This is a genomic window from Ignatzschineria sp. RMDPL8A (genome assembly GCF_029815055.1).
Classification (GTDB): Bacteria; Pseudomonadota; Gammaproteobacteria; order Cardiobacteriales; family Wohlfahrtiimonadaceae; genus CALZBJ01.
Window position 1 is genome coordinate 160,560 of the sequence record NZ_JAPPWA010000002.1, and the last position, 18,431, is coordinate 178,990.

The following is an 18,431-nucleotide window of genomic DNA, read 5'->3' on the forward strand; positions in this document are numbered from 1 at the left end:
ATGGAGGGTCTATTTTAGAGGAAATATAACGATTATGAAGCAGATCTGGGTCGATGCGGACGCCATTCCAAACGTGATTAAAGAGATTCTTTTTCGCGCCGCCAATCGTGAAAAAGTGCTCACCACGCTGATTGCCAATCAATGGATCAAAGTACCGCCATCGCGTTATCTTAAATCGATGCAGGTGCTCCAAGGATTTGATGTGGCGGATAATAAAATTGTGGAGTGCGTGAACGCAGGCGATCTTGTTATCACCGCCGATATTCCCCTTGCGAGCGACGTACTCGAAAAGGGCGGCGTAGCGCTCAATCCCCGCGGATATTTTTACGATAAAGGCACGATTGCGGCAAAACTCACCATGCGTGATTTCAATGAAACCCTACGCTCAAGCGGTATCCAAACCAAAGGCCCCGATCCCTTAAGCCAAAAAGATCGCCAAGATTTTAGCAATGCGCTTGATCGATGGTTGAGGCAGGTGAAGCCTTCTTGATTTTTAATTAATTCCTATAGTAAACAGATATAAAAAAGGATATTAACACAATGATTAATATCCTTTTTTGCTGTTACTCCTCTGGCTCATATCCTAAGTTCGGGGCGAGCCAGGTTTCGGCGGTTTTGAGATCCCAGCCTTTGCGTTTGGCGTAATCTTTGACTTGGTCGCGACCAATCTTGCCGACACCGAAATAGTGTGCATCGGGATGGGCGAAATACCAGCCGGAGACCGATGATTGCGGATTCATGGCGAAGCTATCGGTGAGCGTCATGCCGATGCGTTTATCCGGCTCTAACAGTTCCCAAAGCGTGGCTTTTTCCGTATGTTCGGGGCAGGCGGGGTAGCCGGGTGCGGGGCGAATGCCTCTGTATTCTTCACGAATAAGCGCCTCATTATCGAGGGTTTCATCGCTCGCGTAGCCCCAATAATTTTTCCTCACCTGAAGATGGAGATATTCCGCAAAACTCTCGGCAAATCGGTCGGCGAGCGCTTTAAGCATAATGGCGCTATAGTCATCATTATCCGCTTCAAAGGCCTCAATATAGGGCTCGATTCCGATGCCGGACGTACAGGCAAAGGCACCGATATAATCGTGATCGCCAATAAAATCCGCGAGCGAACGATTGGGCATGCCGTTGGGGCGCTCGGTCTGTTGGCGAAGATGATGGAGGCGGGTGAGCTCAGTTTTTCGGGAATCATCGGTATATAAAATGGTGCTTTCGCCGGCATTTTTAGCGGGGAAAAACCCGATAACAGCTTTCGCGGTAAGCCATTTTTCCGTCAAAATGCGCTTGAGCATCGCTTGTGCGTCTTGATGTACTTTCCGCGCCTCTTTCCCAATAATGGGATCATCGAGTAGTTTGGGGAATTTCCCTTTTAACTGCCATGAGGCGAAAAAGGGTGTCCAATCGATGGTGGGAAGGAGCGTATCTAACGGCACTTCAATCTCAAAAATGCCCAGCCGATTCGGCGTTTTCACTGCATCAAAATCGAGGGTTAATCGATTATCAACCGCCGTTTTAAACGGGATCAATTTAATATCACGCTGACGGGTAAGATAGGCCTCGCGCCGTTTTTCGTAGTCGGCTTTAATTTCTGCCTTAAAATCATCTCGAAGCTCTGGACTAATGAGCGATTGCGCCACCCCCACAGAGCGAGACGCGTCGCGCACATAGATAACGGTATGATCGTAATGGGGTGCAATGCGAACGGCGGTGTGGGCAAGCGAAGTGGTCGCGCCACCGATCATCACCGGGATATCGAGCCCGCGACGTTGCATCTCTTTAGCAAAACCGACCATCTCTTCAAGCGAGGGGGTAATAAGGCCGGAAAGCCCAATCACATCCACCTTTTCCGCAAGAGCGCGTTCGATAATATCCGGCGTTGGCACCATCACGCCCATGTCGATCACCTCAAAGTTGTTACACTGCAGGACAACGCCGACAATGTTCTTCCCAATGTCGTGCACATCGCCCTTAACGGTAGCGATCAGGATTTTGCCATTCGATTGACTGGTATCGCCGGAGCGTGCTTTTTCCTCTTCAATAAACGGCACGAGATAGGCGACGGCACGTTTCATCACCCGCGCGGATTTCACCACTTGCGGGAGGAACATTTTTCCATCGCCAAAGAGATCGCCAACGACATTCATGCCCTCCATTAATGGCCCTTCGATCACTTCAATGGGGCGACTAAAACTTTGCCGAGCGAGTTCCGTATCGCCCTCAATAAACCCATCAATGCCGTTCACAAGGGCGTAGGTGAGGCGTTCGCTAATGGGAAGCTCGCGCCATGCAAGATCCTCTTCTTTGCGTTTTCCGCCTTCACCATGATATTTTTGCGCAATCTCAAGGAGACGCTCGCCGGCATCCGGGTCGCGATTAAAGAGCACATCTTCAATGCCAGTTTTAAGTTCTTCGGGAATGTCTTGATAGATCGCGAGCTGGCCTGCGTTAACAATCCCCATCGACAGTCCGCGTTTAATGGCGTGATAGAGAAAGACGGCGTGAATCGCCTCACGAACGAGATTATTCCCGCGAAATGAGAACGACACATTGGAGATCCCGCCTGAGATATGCACATAGGGCAGGTGTTTGCGAATCCATTCCACCGCGTCCAAAAAGTCGAGCCCGTAGCGATCGTGCTCGGGGATACCGGTAGCAACGGCAAAGACGTTTGGGTCGAAAATAATATCTTCCGGCGGAAAGCCCACCTCATCGACTAAAATGCGGTAGGCGCGTTCGCAAATCTCCCTCCGGCGCGCGAAATTATCGGCCTGTCCGGATTCATCAAACGCCATCACCACCGCGGCAGCGCCATACTTTTTCACTAACCGTGCATGCGCTTTAAATTCTACCACGCCCTCTTTCATTGAGATGGAATTGACGATCCCTTTGCCTTGAATGCATTTTAAGCCCGCCTCTAAAATCTCCCACTTTGAGGAGTCGATCATAATGGGGACTTTGCAGATATCGGGCTCGGAGGCGATCAGATTTAAAAAGGTGACCATCTCCTCTTTTGAATCGAGCATGCCCTCGTCCATGTTGATGTCGATAATTTGCGCGCCATTTTCCACTTGATCGCGGGCAACTTCGAGGGCTTCGTGATAGTTTTTCTCTTTAATAAGACGTTTAAATCGAGCGGAACCGGTGATATTAGTACGTTCGCCGACATTTGCAAATAGCGATTCGCCCGCGGTTAAATTGCATGCTTCAAGCCCCGATAATCGGAGCGATTTTGGAATCGTTTTGGGCGCTCTTGGGGCAAATCCTGCTACAAGTTCGCGAATTTTGGCGATATGCTCAGGCGTTGTGCCACAACAGCCGCCGACAATGTTTAAAAAGCCCGATTCGGCCCACTCTTTCATCTCGCTCGCCATCTCGTTGGCGCCCAGATCATAATCGCCAAAAGCATTTGGGAGACCTGCGTTTGCGTGCGCGGAAAGACGAAATTCTGAAATGCGATCAAGCTCGGCAATGTAACCACGGAGCATATCCGGCCCTAAGGCGCAGTTAAGCCCGATAGAAAAGGGTTGAATATGGCGAAGCGAATTGTAAAACGCTTCGGTGGTTTGGCCTGAAAGGGTGCGTCCTGAGGCATCGGTAATAGTGCCAGAGATCATCACGGGAAGGGTGATATTTCGCGCTTCAAATACCGATTCAATGGCAAAAATCGCCGCTTTTGCGTTGAGCGTATCGAAGATGGTCTCCACCATTAAGAGATCAGAGCCGCCATCTATCAGCCCATTAATCGCCTCTGTGTAACCGGTAACCAGCGCATCAAAAGTGGTGTTACGAAAGCCCGGGTCATTGACATCAGGGGAGATCGACGCGGTTTTTGAGGTGGGACCCAGCGTTCCAACGACAAAGCGGGGATGGGCAGCGGTACTAAATTTTTGCGCAGCCAAACGGGCGAGCTTTGCTCCTTCAAGATTGATCTCGTAGACAAACTCTTCCATGCCGTAATCGGCCATCGACATCGAGGTGGCGTTAAAGGTATTGGTCTCAATTAGATCCGCGCCCGCTTCCAAATAAGCTTCGTGAATGGCCTTGATAATATGTGGCTGGGTGAGGTTTAAGAGGTCATTATTGCCCTTTAAATCTTTATGCCAATCGGCAAAGCGCTCGCCCCGAAAATCCGCCTCCTCGAGCCTTTCTTTTTGAATCATGGTGCCCATAGCGCCATCTAAAATTAAAATCCGTTTCGCGGCAATCGCTTCTAATTGCTCTAATACGCTCATGCTCCAGTCCTTTTTCCTTTCGATTGTTCGTTATTGTTATTGTGATCGCTCTGTGGGGCGATGGTTTGCTCGATGTGACCGTGTGCGAGCTCTTCTTTGAGATCGGCAAGCGCTAAGGCGCGCAAAATGGCAGCGCATTCAGAGGTTGGCTGATGGCGATACCAATGATTGAGTTCTTGCAATAATGTGTCGTGTGATTTCATAAAAACCTCGTCGTTTGTAAAATGGCTTAAGTGATTGAATTTGTGAGTCTTAAGACGTAAAAAAGCTCTTCCTGATCCAAGAAGAGCTTTAACAAACTAAAGGTCTTCTTATCTCTCAGACCGTGCAATTGCGGGCGATCTGTTGGATTTAGCACAGTACGCAAAGCGCCTGTTGCTGAGACTTCGCAGGGCCAATTCCCTCCATCTCTCTCAATAAGATTCGAGCTTTTTCACTATATCACTGATTATTGCGATTGCAACCCTTATTTTGAGCACACTAATGTTGAGGAAAATCACCACTTCGGTATGGATCATCACGCATTTTCTGCCACCGATCGCATTTTTATATATAATCAAAGCATGTTTAGTTAGATTGGGAGCACAGCGACATTGGTTGAGAGAGAAGAGGGAACGACGGAACTTGCAGCGGTACTCGTGGCAGTTTCGGACAATGAGGCGAAGGTATTGACGGTGGAGAAGGGGACTTTTTTACCGAGTGGTCCTTTGACGCCGATTCACAGTTCATTGCAGGCGGGCGTGCGCGAATGGGTGGAAAAACAGACCCATCAACCGTTAGGCTACGTCGAGCAACTCTACACTTTTGTCGATACCCATCGAACCACTTCAAAAGGGCATTTTCTCATCTATATCGGCTATTTAGGGCTGGTGCGAGAAGAGGTAGAATTGATCGATTTTCAAGCAAAATGGAAGAGCTGGTATCTCTATTTTCCATGGGAAGATCATCGGCAAGGCCGCCCTGATTGGATCGATACGCACTTTATTCCGCCCCTTTTAGCGTGGGCAGAACGAGCACCGAATGCGCAAGAAAAACGCCGTCGTCATCAGCGCATTAATATGTGTTGGGGACTCGATGGATTTGAGTGGAATGAGGAGTATGTGCTCCAGCGTTACGAGCTTCTCTACGAGGTGGGATTTGTGCCTGAATCGCCCACGTTTAATGATAAACTCGCTCCTCCTCATTATGTCGGCGCGATGATGAAACACGATCATCGCCGCGTTGTTGCTTCAGGAATTGCGCGTCTGCGGGCGAAGATTAAATATCGTCCGGTAATCTTTGAATTGATGCCCCCCGAATTCACCCTGCTCCAATTACAGCAGAGCATCGAGGCGTTAGCGGGGATTATTCTCCATAAGCAAAATTTCCGCCGCATGATTATCAATCAAGATCTCATCGAAGAGACTGGCGAGCTCGATACCAAAGGCCCGGGTCGTCCGGCTAAACTCTATCGCTTTAAACCCGATATTTTGCTCGAGCGCTCACTCTCAGGCAGTAAGTTGCCAGTGCAATAGGGCGGATTCCCTTCTTTCTCCACAGATCATAAGAGACTTATCTTAAGGGTAAGTCTCTTTGCATTAAGCTAAATAATCTTGACTAATGGGATTAATCGGCATATGCTCAGGTTGAGCATAATATTTATGTTCAGTTTGAGTATAAATAAATAGCACGAGACTCCATTATGAAAAAGAATTTAATCCCTCTACCTGATTTACTGCTCCGCCCTTATGTGGAGTTTGCTCTTTTTGAAGATTTAGGTCGCCGCGGCGACGTGACGAGCTATGCAACGATTGACCCAAGCGCCACCGCTTCACTCCAAATTGTGGCGCGTAAAGCGGGGATCATTGCAGGCTTAGCGCTCGCGCGATTAACCTTTGATGCGCTCGACCCCAATATCAAATTCACCGCTCGCGTTAATGATGGCGATAAAGTGACTCCGGGCACGGTATTAGCGGACGTTTCGGGCAATGCCCAAGCACTCCTAACCGCTGAACGCACCGCGCTTAACTTTTTAACCCATTTAAGCGGAATTGCGAGCCAAACTGGCGAGATGGTTGAGCTTGTTTCCGGTACGAATGCGACCATTACCTGTACCCGAAAAACCATTCCTGGCATGCGTTCACTCCAAAAATACGCGGTCAGAGCTGGTGGCGGGCGCAATCACCGTTTAGGGCTTGATGATGCGATCTTAATTAAAGATAACCACGTTGCCATTGCGGGCGGGATTAAAAATGCCTTAACGCAAGCAAAAGAGGTGGCGGGGCATCTGATTCCCCTTGAGGTGGAAGTTGATACGCTCGAGCAGTTAAATGAGGCGCTTGAAGTGGGCGTTGATCTGGTTTTATTAGACAATATGACCCTAGATGAGATGCGCGAAGCAGTAGCCCTTTGTCAAGGAAAGGTGCGGACGGAAGCCTCGGGCGGGATCAATCCTGATACGGTGCGCGGCGTTGCGGAAACCGGCGTTGATTTTATCGCAATGGGCTGGCTCACGCATACGGCACCATCGCTCGATATCGGCTTTGACTTTTTAGAGATGCCAACGGCGTAATCGCAATAGGAGAGTAAGATGCAAAAGGGACTGTCGTGGGCTGTAATGGCGTTTTGTGGCCTCTTTTTAGTAGGCTGCGGCGCTGATGAAACGGCTAGTGAGACGCAAAATACTGCGCAAAAAACGTCATACCCAACGGAAACGGTGACCTTAGTGGTGCCCTTTTCAGCCGGAGGCGGGACCGATATTTTAGCCCGTCATATGGCGAAAAATTTAAGCGATGTGTGGAGTGTGCCGGTGATTGTGAAAAACGTAACTGGCGCAAGTGGTCGCGTTGCGGAAAACTACGTGATGACCCGTCCGGCCGATGGCTATACGCTCTATTTAAATAACAGCAGTTTTGCCACCGTTCCGCCGATTTTAACGCCGGATACCCCAAAAGTGGACGGATTTACTGCCCTTGGTTCTCTTGCCAAATCGGCTTCTCTGTTGATTGTCCCCGCGGATTCAACGTTTACCTCCATTGAGGCGCTTTTAACGGATAGTAACGATCTATTTGTTGGAACTTGTGGGCTTGGAACGCCGCAACATTGGGCGGTTAAACGGTTAAAGCGACATGAGGCGACAACCCACGTGCCCTACGGGGGTTGCTCCGATGCGTTGTTAGATGTGGTGCGCGGAGAGCTCTCCGCCGGCATTGTGACCAAAGCGTCTGCTACGCCGATGATCGAAAGTGGTAAAGTGCGCGCGCTTGCGATTACTAGCGCCGAAAGTCGTGATCCTGCGATTGTGCCAAGCGATATTTGGCTGAATGATGGCCCAAATCTTGACCAGTGGTATGCGGTTTTTATTCATGAAAAGGCGCCGGAAGCCATTAAAGAAACCATCAGCGATACCTTAATGAACGTCTTTAATACGCCGCAATTTGAAGCAGAACTCGCGCCCTTATCGCTCACGCCTTATTTACATAATGGCACCGATTTTGATGGTGCACTTAAGGCTGAGCAAGCCGCGTTTATCGAATCTGCCAAACATAATTCCAAATAACCCTAAAAAGTTGGAGAACTCACCATGATGACATTTGAACAAAATCCTGCGTCATCCCTGACTAACCGGAATGAACGCAATGACCATAACGACCGAGCGATCCGTAAGAGTGGTGGCGATGAGCGTAATCTGATTGTGGCGCTCTGCTATGCGCTTGTGGGTATTTTGGGCACTTATCAAAGCGTGATGCATTATGAGATCGGCACCTTATCCCATATGGGTCCGGGATTTTTCCCGCTGTTGGGCTCGGCACTTGTAGCATTCGTGGGCGTTTTAATGCTTGTGAAAGAGCGTGCGCTATTGACGAAAAGTCTTGCGATGCTCCCCGAAATTAATATTAAAAGTCGCCTCGATCAAGCGGGATTGGTGGTGTTAAGTTCGCTTTCGCTCATTTTACTCGGTTATGCGGTGGCGATCTATTATCTGGGCTTAATGCTCGGCATAGTGCTCCTTGTGGTGAGTACACGAATTTTTTATCCGGAATCTTCATGGAAAATTACGGCTCTGACCGCGAGTATCTGTTGCGGATTTACCTATCTTTTAGTGGCGGTTGTCGCGCCTTCGGGCATTGCGATGTGGCCCCCGTTTATTTCGATTTAACCAAAACTTTGATCACCGCGCGCTATGCTTGATACTCTGATGCTCGGCCTTGGGATTGCTCTTGAGCCGCAAAATCTTTTTTATGCGTTTATCGGCGCACTGCTCGGCACCGTTGTGGGTGTGATTCCCGGAATTGGGACGATGTCGGTGATTGCGATGTTGCTGCCGCTAACCTATGTGGTCTCGCCAGTTTCAGGGCTGATTATGCTTGCCGGCATCTATTATGGCGCGCAATATGGCGGGAATACGTCGGCTATTTTACTCGGGATTCCCGGGGAGAGCTCCGCTGCGGTTTCGGTCTATGATGGCTATCCGATGGCAAAAAAAGGGCGGGCAGGCGCAGCCCTTGCGATCTCGGCGTTAAGCTCCTTTTTTGCCGGCACGATTGCAACGCTATTGATGTTTCTCTCCGCGCCGTTACTTGGTGATATTGCTCTCTCTTTTGGCTCCTCTGAATATGCGCTTCTTATGGTGCTTGGGCTTCTTGGAAGTATGAGCTTTGCGAGTGGGGCTTATCTTAAAACGCTTGGCATGATCGGCATTGGGCTCTTTTTAAGCACGGTGGGGATCGATCTTTATACCGGTACGCCACGCTTTGAATATGGCATTATGGCGCTGAGCGATGGCTTTCCCATTGCGGTGGTGGCGATGGGCGTTTTTGGGATTGCGGAGATTATCGAGCAGCTTGTGGAACAATATGAGATGCGTCGTGATGGACGAAAAGCCCCTAAAGTAACGCCGATCCCGTTTAAATCACTCTATCCATCAAGAAAAGAGGTTAAACAGTCGATTTTCCCAGCCTTTCGCGGGACGATTTTAGGGATTATTTTAGGAGTTTTCCCTGGCATTGGTGCGACGATCGCCTCATTTTCTGCCTACAGTGTGGAAAAACGGGTCAATCGTGAGCGCGACCAGATGGGGCACGGTCATCCAGCAGGCCTTGCTGCCCCGGAATCCGCCAATAATGCTGCGGCGCAAACCTCGTTGATTCCGCTCTTAACGCTTGGCATTCCCGGAAGCGCCGTGGTTGCCCTTATGATCGGCACCATGACCGTTCATAACATTCAGCCGGGGCCCAGCCTTGTGACGCAACACCCGGAGCTCTTTTTTGGGGTGATTGTTTCGATGTGGATCGGCAATCTCATTTTACTCGTTCTCAATCTCCCTTTAATTGGCATTTGGGTGAAGTTATTGCAACTCTCAAAACCGATTTTACTACCGGTGATTTTAGTGGCATCAACGCTGGGGATTTACCTTCTAAATGGATCGAGTAGCGACATTGTGTTACTCCTATTCTTTGGGCTCTTTGGCTTTTTCATGCGCCGCTTTGGTTGCAGTACCGCGCCCTTTATTTTAGGGTTTATTTTAGGCCCGCTCCTTGAAGAGCATCTGCGCCGAGCGCTCCTTTTGTCGAGCGGTTCATTTTCCATTTTTATTGAGCGCCCGATCTCGCTTGGGCTTCTGCTGATGATCCTTGTTTTAATTATTCTGATGGGGGTACAAGCATTTCGAGCGGCAAAAAAGGTGAGCGGCGCGTCAAGATAGGCTAAGATATCGCTTCAAACCGTAAAAAGGAGTGGATATGTTTTTTAAAATTGTGCGTACTGTGCTTGGAAATCTAATTCTTTTTTTTGATGCGATCTTTCCGCCACGCCGCCTAAAACGCTCGGCCGAAGCGCAAGCAGTACTCGATGAGAAGACCGAAAATATGGCGCTCTATCAATTTAAGATGTGCCCTTTTTGTGTGAAGATTCGTCGTGTGATTCGTCGGCAAAATTTAAAGATTGAGATTCGCGACGCGCTCGGGAATGAGACCTTTGCCAAAGAACTTGTGGAAGATGGCGGTAAACGTCAAGTGCCGTGCCTTCGCATTGAAGAAAAGGGCAAGGTCACCTGGCTCTACGAATCGGATGCGATTAAAGCCTACTTAGAGGCGTTATAACTTCCCGCATAATGTGCGCGAAAGAGTTTTAGATTAAAGCTGATGTCGATACTGATCGAGTCAGCTTTTTTGTTGCTTGTGAATATAAATATGATGGGCAAAAAGAAACCCTCGCATGCAAGCGATCTTAAAGTGACCGACTTACGATGGAGGGTTGTGCCGTTCAAGTTTGAAATAGGTTTGAATGGCGTTTAACGAGGATGAGTCGTTTTAATCCGTGTGGATTATTTTAATTTATCAAGACCGTCTTTAACGGTTTCTTTCGTTTTGTCGATAAGCGCGTTGGTGTCGTCTTTTACACGGTTTGCATCATCTTTGATGGTGTCAGTAACTTCTTCAAGTTTTGTTTTTGGTTCAGCCACCTTTTCAGCAGCCTCCGCTTTCGCTTTCTCTTCAAGCGCTTTTGCATCATCTTTTACGGCATCAACGGTTTCAGTTGCTTTTTCTTTAGCATCATCGCCTGAGAATTTCTCTTTCAGTTCGTTGACTTTTTCATTGGTTGCCTCTTTGAGCTCTTCAGTTTTTTCAGCAACTTTTTGTTTCGCTTCGTCATACTCTTGTGCGGCTTTTTCTTTTAACTCATCGGTTTTATCCGCTGCTTTCTCTTTAAGCTCTTTGGCTTCTTCCGATACTTTATCTTTGAGTTCTTTCGCTTCGTCGACGACTTTGTCTTTCAGCTCTTTTGATTCATCGACCACTTTATCAGTGACTTCTTTCGCTTTATCGCCTAAGGTTTGCTCTTCTTTTTTAGGCGCTACGTCGGTGGCTGCGTCGTCTGAGCATGCGGTTAATCCTAATGCTGAGATTCCCGCGATAAGTAATGCTTGGTTTAATTTTTTCATAATGATTCTCTCTCTTAGTTTTGATAAATAGACGAATTAAAGAAATATTTTTACTATTATAGTAGAACATGTGGAATTGTTTATTTTAGTTCAATTTAAATCAAAGTGATATTAAATTAATGAATTAAATTATCGAATTTTTAAGAAAGTGGCACGATTATCTAATAATGCCGAATAATTTTGATTTAATTGTGTTTTAACAATCGTCAGCGCGGCAGGGTGAGGAAAAAATGAGAAAAACGAGGGATTTAACTGGGCAAAGATTGGGCATCATGCGCCTATTTTTTATCATCTCGATCATGGTGTTAAGTGCAGGATTAATGCCGGCGTGGGGGGAAGAAGCGCTCGATGCCTATGAGATCGCCCCGCCAACGGAAGCCGATTATGAGCGATTGAATCGCGTGCGAGCGGATCTCAATGAGATGATCGGCAAGCAAGAGGCACTTAAAAAAGAGCTCGCGAAAAGTTCTGATGAGGACAAAGAGGAGCTTGAGCAGGCGTTTAATCAGGCGCGGCAAAATAAACGTGAATATCAAAAACTCTTTGAACAATTGTCCCTTGGCAATATCGACACCGCGCGATTTAATCAACCAAAAACCTCTGAAGCGCCGCTGACTGAAACCTACAATTGGCAAAATGAGGTGCTTAAAATCTTGCAACCGGTCTTTGCCGAACTGCGCCGTATTACCGAGCAAACTTGGCACAAAGATACTTTAAAAGAGGAAGAGAAAGAGCTTAAAGAGCGCCTGGTGATTTTGGACGCGGGGATTGAGTATCTTGAGGCGTTAAACCCCGAACTTCTCTCGAAAGAGGCGCTTGCGTCGATTAAAGAGTTTGACCGAGAGTGGAAAGATAAGAAGAAAAATTTAGAGCACGAGCTCAATATCGTGCAGCATCATCTCTCTGAATATGTGGATGATCGCAATTTTATGGTGAAAGTCTCGCAAAATTCGTGGGACTTTATGAAGGGGCGTGGCCTTACCATTATGACGGCGATCGGCGTTTCGGTGGGGCTGTACTATTTTGTTTCTTACACCTTTGGCGCGATGATTCGCCGCTATGAGCGCAAAAAATGGCGCACCACGAGCTTCTCGTTTCGTCTATTTTTGCTGGTGACGCAACTGGTGACATTTCTCGTGTCGTTGGTATCGTTTTTGATGATTCTCCACTCTTCGGGCGATATGGTGCTGTTTGGCTTTGCGGTGCTGATTCTCTTTACGCTCCTTGTGACCTTTCGCAACACCATTCCGGCGTATATTCGTAAACTGCGCCTCTTTCTCAATCTCGGGCAAGTACGGGAAGGGGAGCGCCTGATCTATAATGGTCTTCCGTGGAAAGTGGATCGCATCCATCTCTATGGCATCTTTCTAAGCAATCCGCGCCTTGATAATGGGGAGCTGCGCTTGCCTGTCGATGCGGTGGATAAGCTCCAATCGCGCCCAATTAAAAATGATGAGATTTGGTATCCGTCGAGCGTTGGGGATTCGCTCGTTCTGCCTGATGGGAAGGTGGTTAAAGTGATTCGTCAAACGCCGGAAGCGATCTATCTTGATCATCAAGGAAGCCATATTATCTACCCGACGATGGAGTTTATGAATCTTAAAGCGCGCAATATTTCGCTCGGATATTCGCGCTCGGTGAGCTTTAGTATTGAGTGCGATCCGCTTTCGGTAACGCCGAAAAAGGTGAGTGAAACGCTTTGCCGTGCCATTCAAACCCGCTTAAAAGAGGCGTACCCCGATATTTCACTCTCTGAGCGCCGCATTAAGGTGCATTTAAAGCAGATTGTCGGAGGGAAAGTGATGCATTTTACGGTGATGTTTGATATGCCGGTGCAGACGGAAAAACTCTATTTTGAGATGCCAAGTCTTGTGCAAGAGGCGATTATTGGCAGTGCGCAAAACGAGCAGTGGACGCTCCTCACCATCGATATGGCGGTGTAGTTAACTAAACGGAATCACCGTTTCAAAACGCATTTTTTTGCCACTAATGGGATGGGTAAACTCAAGAACGGCGGCGTGCAGTAAAAGTCGTTCGGCAAGCTCAAAGGCCTCTGGATGAGCGTAGAAATTATCGCCCAAAATCGGGTGACCAAGGGCGAGCATATGGACGCGAAGTTGATGAGAGCGCCCAGTGATCGGCGTGAGTTTGACGAGCGTTGTCGGATAATGATTTTGATGGGTTTCTGAGATTACTTCATAGAGTGTTTGCGCCGGTTTTCCGCGCTCAAACGAGACCATCTGTTTCGGGCGATTTGGCCAATCGCAAATTAACGGTAGATCGATGAGTCCCGATGATTGCTCAAAATGGCCCCAGACGCTCGCGTAGTAAACTTTCCCCGTCTCCCGCTCGCGAAATTGGCGTTTAAGCTCCCGTTCCGCCGCTTTGGTAATCGCAATCACCATCACGCCGCTCGTTGCCATATCGAGCCGGTGCGCCGCTTCTGCGTAGGGATGCTGCCACTGTACGCGCGCCATGACGCTATCGTGTTTATCGATCCCTTTTCCCGGCACCGACAACAATCCACTCGGCTTATTAATCACGAGAATGTCGTCATCTTCATAGAGAATATCGAGCCACGGCTCAAAGGGCGGGTTGTAATAAAAGGGCATAAAAGAGGCGTTTGAATGATTAAAATCGGTCATTAATTATAGCAGATTCCAAGCGATTTCAGGCATTGTGGCATGGCTTCTAATGAGGATCCGCCAGAAGAACCCTTCGGCGTCTTATCACTTAATTTAAAGATAGATTATTATATATTTTGTTTAGCGCTTGATTTTAACTCAAGATCCGTTCTATAGTGGAAATGTCGCACACGATAAGTAGATTACCAATGCATCGTGCGATCTTATCAAGAGTGGTGGAGGGAAAGGCCCGTCGAAACCCAGCAACCTGATGAATAATTAAGGTGCTAATTCCTTCAAGCGGTCGTTTTTGAGGCTTGAAAGATAAGTTGAGTGAAGCCAACACGACTTGATGAGATTTAAGGAGTGCTGGCTTTTTTTTCGCCTCGCCAACACAGGTAATAGAGCGACTAAATCCATAAAGAATATCAACAATACAATATCAATAAAAAAGATCGATTAAGCCTAAGGAGCCCGTATGAGTTCGCAGTATGTAGAGATTTTAAACCAGAGTTTAGCGGAATTTAATCAGCCCATTGAGGTGTCGTTTGAGTTTTTCCCGCCCAATAGTGAAGCGATGGTCAAAACCCTGTGGAACTCCATTGAACGGCTCGGGGTGCTCTCGCCCAAATTTGTTTCGGTCACCTACGGTGCGAACGCTTCAACCCGCGATCGAACCCATAAAGTGATTCGCGATATTATGAAGCATACCGCTATTGAAGCGGTGCCACACCTTACTTGCGTTGATACCAGTGAAGCGGAGCTTGTAGAGATTGCGCAGGATTATTGGAATAGTGGCGTGCGCCATATTTTAGCGCTTCGGGGAGATGTACCAAAAGGCTCGCCAAATCCGGATATCTACGCCGATTATTTGGTAAAATTGCTTAAAAAGACGCACGATTTTGAGGTGTCGGTCGCCGCGTATCCTGAAACCCATCCCGATGCAAAAAATGCGCAAGCGGACCTCATTCATTTAAAACGTAAAGTCGATGCCGGGGCCGATATCGCAATTTCGCAATTTTTCTTTGATATCGATTCATACTTACGCTTTCGCGATCGCTGCGTTGCGGTGGGGATTGAGGCGGAGATTGTGCCGGGGATTTTACCGGTGTCGAATTATGAAGCGCTGATGAAATTTGCCGGATCGCTCAATGTGAAAATCCCGAGCTGGTTGCATAAACGCTATGAGGGGTTGGAAAATGATCCGGAAACGCGGAAATTAGTGGGCGCGAGTATTGCCATTGATATGGTGCGCGTTCTAAATAAAGAGGGGGTGAAGAATTTCCATTTCTATACGCTCAATCGCTCGGAGCTGACCTACGCGATCTGCCATACGCTCGGGTTGAGACCAAATGCCGCCGGGCGGATTTAAGAGCGATGTGAAGAATAACCCCCTTTTCGGTTTCGCAAAGTGATTCATGAAACGATGAATCGGGGGATTTACTCTCTATATATATTTATGGCGCCCTGATTTTAATTCATTTTGAAGGGATTGGGAATAGTAGAAGGCACTAAGATTTTTTCATCCACTTGATTAATGTCCGTTAACCCGCAGAAAGCCATGCTTAGATCGAGTTCGTTTGCGATAATTTCAAGTGCTTTTGTTACGCCTTTTTCCCCATATGCGCCTAAACCATAGAGATAAGAGCGTCCAATCATCGTCCCTTTTGCCCCAAGCGCGATCGCTTTTAACACATCTTGCCCCGAGCGAATCCCGCTATCGAGGAATACTTCTGTATTTGAGCCGCGAAGCGCTTCTACAATGGAAGGTAACACTTCAATCGAGGAGAGCGCCCCATCGAGCTGACGGCCGCCATGATTACTCACCACAATGGCATCAGCGCCGGCATCGCGTGCGTGTTTCGCGTCTTCTGCATCTAAAATCCCTTTGAGAATGATTTTCCCGCCCCAAGCGTTTTTAATCCATTCGATATCGGCCCAATTTAAGGTAGGGTCAAATTGTTGGCTCGTCCACGCGGCAAGGGAGCTCGGATCATCAATATCTTTCACATAGCCCACAATATTGCCAAATTGACGGCGTTTTGTTTTGAGCATATTCCAGCACCAGCGCTGTTTGGTGAGAAGATTAATCCAGTTGCGAATTGTCGGTTTTGGAGGCACTGCGAGCCCATTTTTAAGATCTATATGACGTTGCCCAATCATCTGGAGATCAAGCGTAATCACGAGCGCATCGCACCCCGCGGCTTTTGCCCGCTCAATCAGGCTAAGCATAAATTCACGATCGCGCATCACATAGAGCTGAAACCAAAAAGGTTGATTGACCTCGCGTTTAATATCTTCAAGGGAGGCAATGCTCATGGTGGAAAGGGTGTAGCGAATCCCAAAATTGGACGCCGCCCGCGCGGCTAAAATCTCCCCATCGGGATGAACCATACCGACAAGTCCCGTCGGCGCAATGCAGACCGGCATCGACATCATGTCGCCGAGCATCTCCCGCTTTAGCGTTCGCCCTTCCATATTGCGTGCGACTTTTTGAATGAGTTTAATTTTCTGAAACTCAGATTCATTCGCACGATAGGTCGACTCGGTCCACGAACCGGAATCGACATAATCATAAAACATTTTAGGCACGCGACGCTTAGCAATCACGCGGAGGTCTTCAATATTGGTTATTACAGTCATGGTTTTTGCACGTTTATAAAGTAAATCAATTAAATTTCAGCATAATTATTCAATATACGCCTCAAAAATAGAGCCTTCAAGCGCCGATCATGCGGGTGAATAAAAAAGACCCTCGGAAGGGCCTTTTAAACTAGGAGTGATCTTTTGCATTCGTATTGTATGTGCTTGGCATTAATCCTCGTACTCTGAGGCGCGTTCACGCTCAAAAGATTTGCCGTGCGTTTTGAAATATTCAAGTTCCTCGCGGGTGATCGGGTAGCGCTCCACATCGTTTCTAAATTGAGGCACCGGGCTTTTATAGACAAACCCTACCGCGCTCTCTTGATTGAGAAGTTGAGAATATTCGGTATAACGCTCGATCGAGGCATCGCGATAGCCCATTAGATTCATAATGATGGAAGGGACCATCATCTGGGTTTGAATCCCTGAGTTACGGTGCGTTTTTTCAACCAACGGCGCTGTTAAGATGGACTCATCTCCAAAGATTAAAAACGGAACGGTCCCCTCTTCAAGCGTCGTATCACGGAGGTCACAATGGGTTTTTTTACCTTTCGGATCTTTGAGTTCTTGCCCATGATCGGAGGTGTAGATCATCGCAATATTCGGGCGATTTTCTAAAAGTGGGCGAATGTTGTTAAAAAACTCGTTAGTGTTGGCGCGAATGAGGTTTTTATAGGAGTTCATCACCTCGATCGGCTCAGCGCTTTTGAAGTTGGTATTTTTCATCGCCGGGGTGAAATGCTCTTCAAACCCATAATTTTGAAACGGGAAGTGGGAGCCTTTCGTGCTGACATAGATAAAGGTTTTGTTGCCCGCCTCTTTTTGAAGAATCTCCTCGATCACCGGAACGATATCACCATCGCTTTGAAGGTGGCTGCCGGGAATCACATTCACCGCTTTTAACTCTTCATCAGTATAGAAATTGTGGCCTTTGGCATTGTGTTGCGCGTCGATTAGATAGGGAGTGTAACCGGCATTGATGGCGATCTCCCAGATCGATTCCTTGGTTAAAAAGAGATCGCTCGGTTCTTTGCCAAGGCGCGGGGCTTTTCGCATCGCAAGATTTGACGATTCACTGCAGTTTCCAAAGGACATAGTATAACCGAAATTCAAGTAGTGCGCGGGATCAAACTCAAGAAGCGCCGGTGTTGTACCTTGCGGGTTATTGAGGTCAATCATATCGGCGCGAATCGATTCATCTATCACAAATAAGATGGTATCGCTAATGGGGGCATCAAGATCGTTTTCGGTAAGAATTTCGCGGGGATAATAGATAAAGCTGCGATCTTCCGCGCCAGGGCGATTGAGATAGCCGTAGGTCACCGCCTGGGCAACGGGCACAAGATAAGAGGCGCGTCCCGATGTTCCGCGACCATTTTTATGAAAGATAAAGTGAAGCATCGCCGCAATGCCGACGCAGTAGAGAAAGATCGCAAACCCCGTCCACTTCCAATTGAGATAGGTTTTGGGCATCAAAAGAATCGCAATGGTGATGGGAATGTGCATGAGCACCACTTTAATAATATCGCTCTGATAACTTTGCGCGGCGTCACTCACCATCGCTTTTGCGGAAAAGAGCGTGCGAAAATCCTCGTAGGTGAGCTCTGTGGAGGTGGAATAAAAATAGATGAGATAGGGAATCGATCCTGCAAGAAAGAGGATTAAAAACGGAATCCGAATCTTCATGCGGGTAAACGCCAGGAGCTCGACAATCCCGAACACGAGTACAAGCGAGAGGAGGTAGACGGCAAGGCGATCGTATCGCTCGATATTGATGTAATAGATGGCGCGATTTTCAATAAATACTTGGTTAATGAAGTAAAAACAGAGCGCGACCAGTACGACTTTTCCAAAGACTCGCATGGGGGAGAATATCCTTATTCAGATGAATGACGCAAATGGAAGAAATTATAGCGGAAAGTTGATTTTGACGGTAATTTTATAATGATATAGGTAAAATATTGTAAGGGTTTTGGGTGCGAGTGGCTGGTCGAATCGCCCCTATAAATT

15 protein-coding genes and 2 riboswitches are annotated in these 18,431 nt (G+C 47.7%); of the genes, 9 read left to right on the forward strand and 6 right to left on the reverse strand.

Annotated features, from left to right (window positions below; translation table 11 throughout):
- Positions 1-34 precede the first annotated feature (34 nt).
- On the forward strand, positions 35-490 hold the full coding sequence (locus OXI21_RS02220) for a YaiI/YqxD family protein (RefSeq protein ID WP_279617925.1): 456 nt from the start codon (positions 35-37) through the stop codon (positions 488-490).
- A gap of 73 nt (positions 491-563) precedes the next feature.
- Here the strand turns inward: OXI21_RS02220 and metH are convergent, their stop codons facing one another.
- Together metH and OXI21_RS02230 are read right to left on the reverse strand one after the other, a co-directional pair.
- Entirely contained in the window at positions 564-4,232 is a 3,669-nt protein-coding gene (gene metH / locus OXI21_RS02225) for a methionine synthase (RefSeq protein WP_279617926.1), read from the reverse strand.
- Complete coding sequence (locus tag OXI21_RS02230; RefSeq protein WP_279617927.1) at positions 4,229-4,435, reverse strand: hypothetical protein; 207 nt, start codon at positions 4,433-4,435, stop codon at positions 4,229-4,231. Before OXI21_RS02230 ends, metH begins: the two co-directional genes overlap by 4 nt.
- A 105-nt stretch (positions 4,436-4,540) precedes the next feature.
- A riboswitch (SAM riboswitch) is annotated at positions 4,541-4,655 on the reverse strand.
- Positions 4,656-4,825: 170 nt separating this feature from the next.
- Between OXI21_RS02230 and OXI21_RS02235 the strand changes: the two genes are divergently transcribed.
- The 6 genes from OXI21_RS02235 (at position 4,826) to OXI21_RS02260 (ending at position 10,312) form a co-directional block, all read left to right on the forward strand.
- Positions 4,826-5,746 carry a hypothetical protein gene (locus tag OXI21_RS02235; protein ID WP_279617928.1) on the forward strand — a complete coding sequence of 307 codons (921 nt, stop codon included), beginning with the start codon at positions 4,826-4,828 and terminating at the stop codon, positions 5,744-5,746.
- A gap of 167 nt (positions 5,747-5,913) precedes the next feature.
- Complete coding sequence (gene nadC, locus OXI21_RS02240; protein WP_279617929.1) at positions 5,914-6,783, forward strand: carboxylating nicotinate-nucleotide diphosphorylase; 870 nt, start codon at positions 5,914-5,916, stop codon at positions 6,781-6,783.
- A gap of 18 nt (positions 6,784-6,801) precedes the next feature.
- On the forward strand, positions 6,802-7,770 hold the full coding sequence (locus tag OXI21_RS02245; protein WP_279617930.1) for a tripartite tricarboxylate transporter substrate binding protein: 969 nt from the start codon (positions 6,802-6,804) through the stop codon (positions 7,768-7,770).
- A gap of 24 nt (positions 7,771-7,794) precedes the next feature.
- Entirely contained in the window at positions 7,795-8,370 is a 576-nt protein-coding gene (locus OXI21_RS02250) for a tripartite tricarboxylate transporter TctB family protein (protein WP_279617931.1), read from the forward strand.
- Between the two features lie 24 nt (positions 8,371-8,394).
- Complete coding sequence (locus tag OXI21_RS02255; protein WP_279617932.1) at positions 8,395-9,915, forward strand: tripartite tricarboxylate transporter permease; 1,521 nt, start codon at positions 8,395-8,397, stop codon at positions 9,913-9,915.
- A gap of 37 nt (positions 9,916-9,952) precedes the next feature.
- Positions 9,953-10,312 (forward strand): glutaredoxin, encoded by a 360-nt coding sequence (locus OXI21_RS02260; protein ID WP_279617933.1) that lies wholly within the window; start codon positions 9,953-9,955, stop codon positions 10,310-10,312.
- A gap of 224 nt (positions 10,313-10,536) precedes the next feature.
- On the opposite strand, the gene OXI21_RS02265 is transcribed toward OXI21_RS02260, so the two are convergent.
- Positions 10,537-11,154, reverse strand: a complete 618-nt coding sequence (locus tag OXI21_RS02265; protein WP_279617935.1) for a hypothetical protein — start codon at positions 11,152-11,154, stop codon at positions 10,537-10,539.
- A 272-nt stretch (positions 11,155-11,426) separates the two neighbouring features.
- Between OXI21_RS02265 and OXI21_RS02270 the strand changes: the two genes are divergently transcribed.
- Complete coding sequence (locus OXI21_RS02270) at positions 11,427-13,097, forward strand: hypothetical protein (RefSeq protein ID WP_279617936.1); 1,671 nt, start codon at positions 11,427-11,429, stop codon at positions 13,095-13,097.
- Here OXI21_RS02270 and rluA read toward each other — a convergent pair whose 3' ends face one another.
- Positions 13,098-13,766 carry a bifunctional tRNA pseudouridine(32) synthase/23S rRNA pseudouridine(746) synthase RluA gene (gene rluA / locus OXI21_RS02275; RefSeq protein WP_279619390.1) on the reverse strand — a complete coding sequence of 223 codons (669 nt, stop codon included), beginning with the start codon at positions 13,764-13,766 and terminating at the stop codon, positions 13,098-13,100. It lies immediately after the preceding gene.
- 233 nt (positions 13,767-13,999) lie between these two features.
- A riboswitch (SAM riboswitch) is annotated at positions 14,000-14,109 on the forward strand.
- Between the two features lie 147 nt (positions 14,110-14,256).
- Between rluA and metF the strand changes: the two genes are divergently transcribed.
- On the forward strand, positions 14,257-15,150 hold the full coding sequence (gene metF / locus OXI21_RS02280; RefSeq protein ID WP_279617937.1) for a methylenetetrahydrofolate reductase: 894 nt from the start codon (positions 14,257-14,259) through the stop codon (positions 15,148-15,150).
- 101 nt (positions 15,151-15,251) lie between these two features.
- On the opposite strand, the gene OXI21_RS02285 is transcribed toward metF, so the two are convergent.
- Complete coding sequence (locus OXI21_RS02285; protein WP_279617938.1) at positions 15,252-16,421, reverse strand: alpha-hydroxy acid oxidase; 1,170 nt, start codon at positions 16,419-16,421, stop codon at positions 15,252-15,254.
- 171 nt (positions 16,422-16,592) lie between these two features.
- Positions 16,593-18,284 carry a sulfatase-like hydrolase/transferase gene (locus OXI21_RS02290; protein ID WP_279617939.1) on the reverse strand — a complete coding sequence of 564 codons (1,692 nt, stop codon included), beginning with the start codon at positions 18,282-18,284 and terminating at the stop codon, positions 16,593-16,595.
- Between the last annotated feature and the right edge of the window lie 147 nt (positions 18,285-18,431).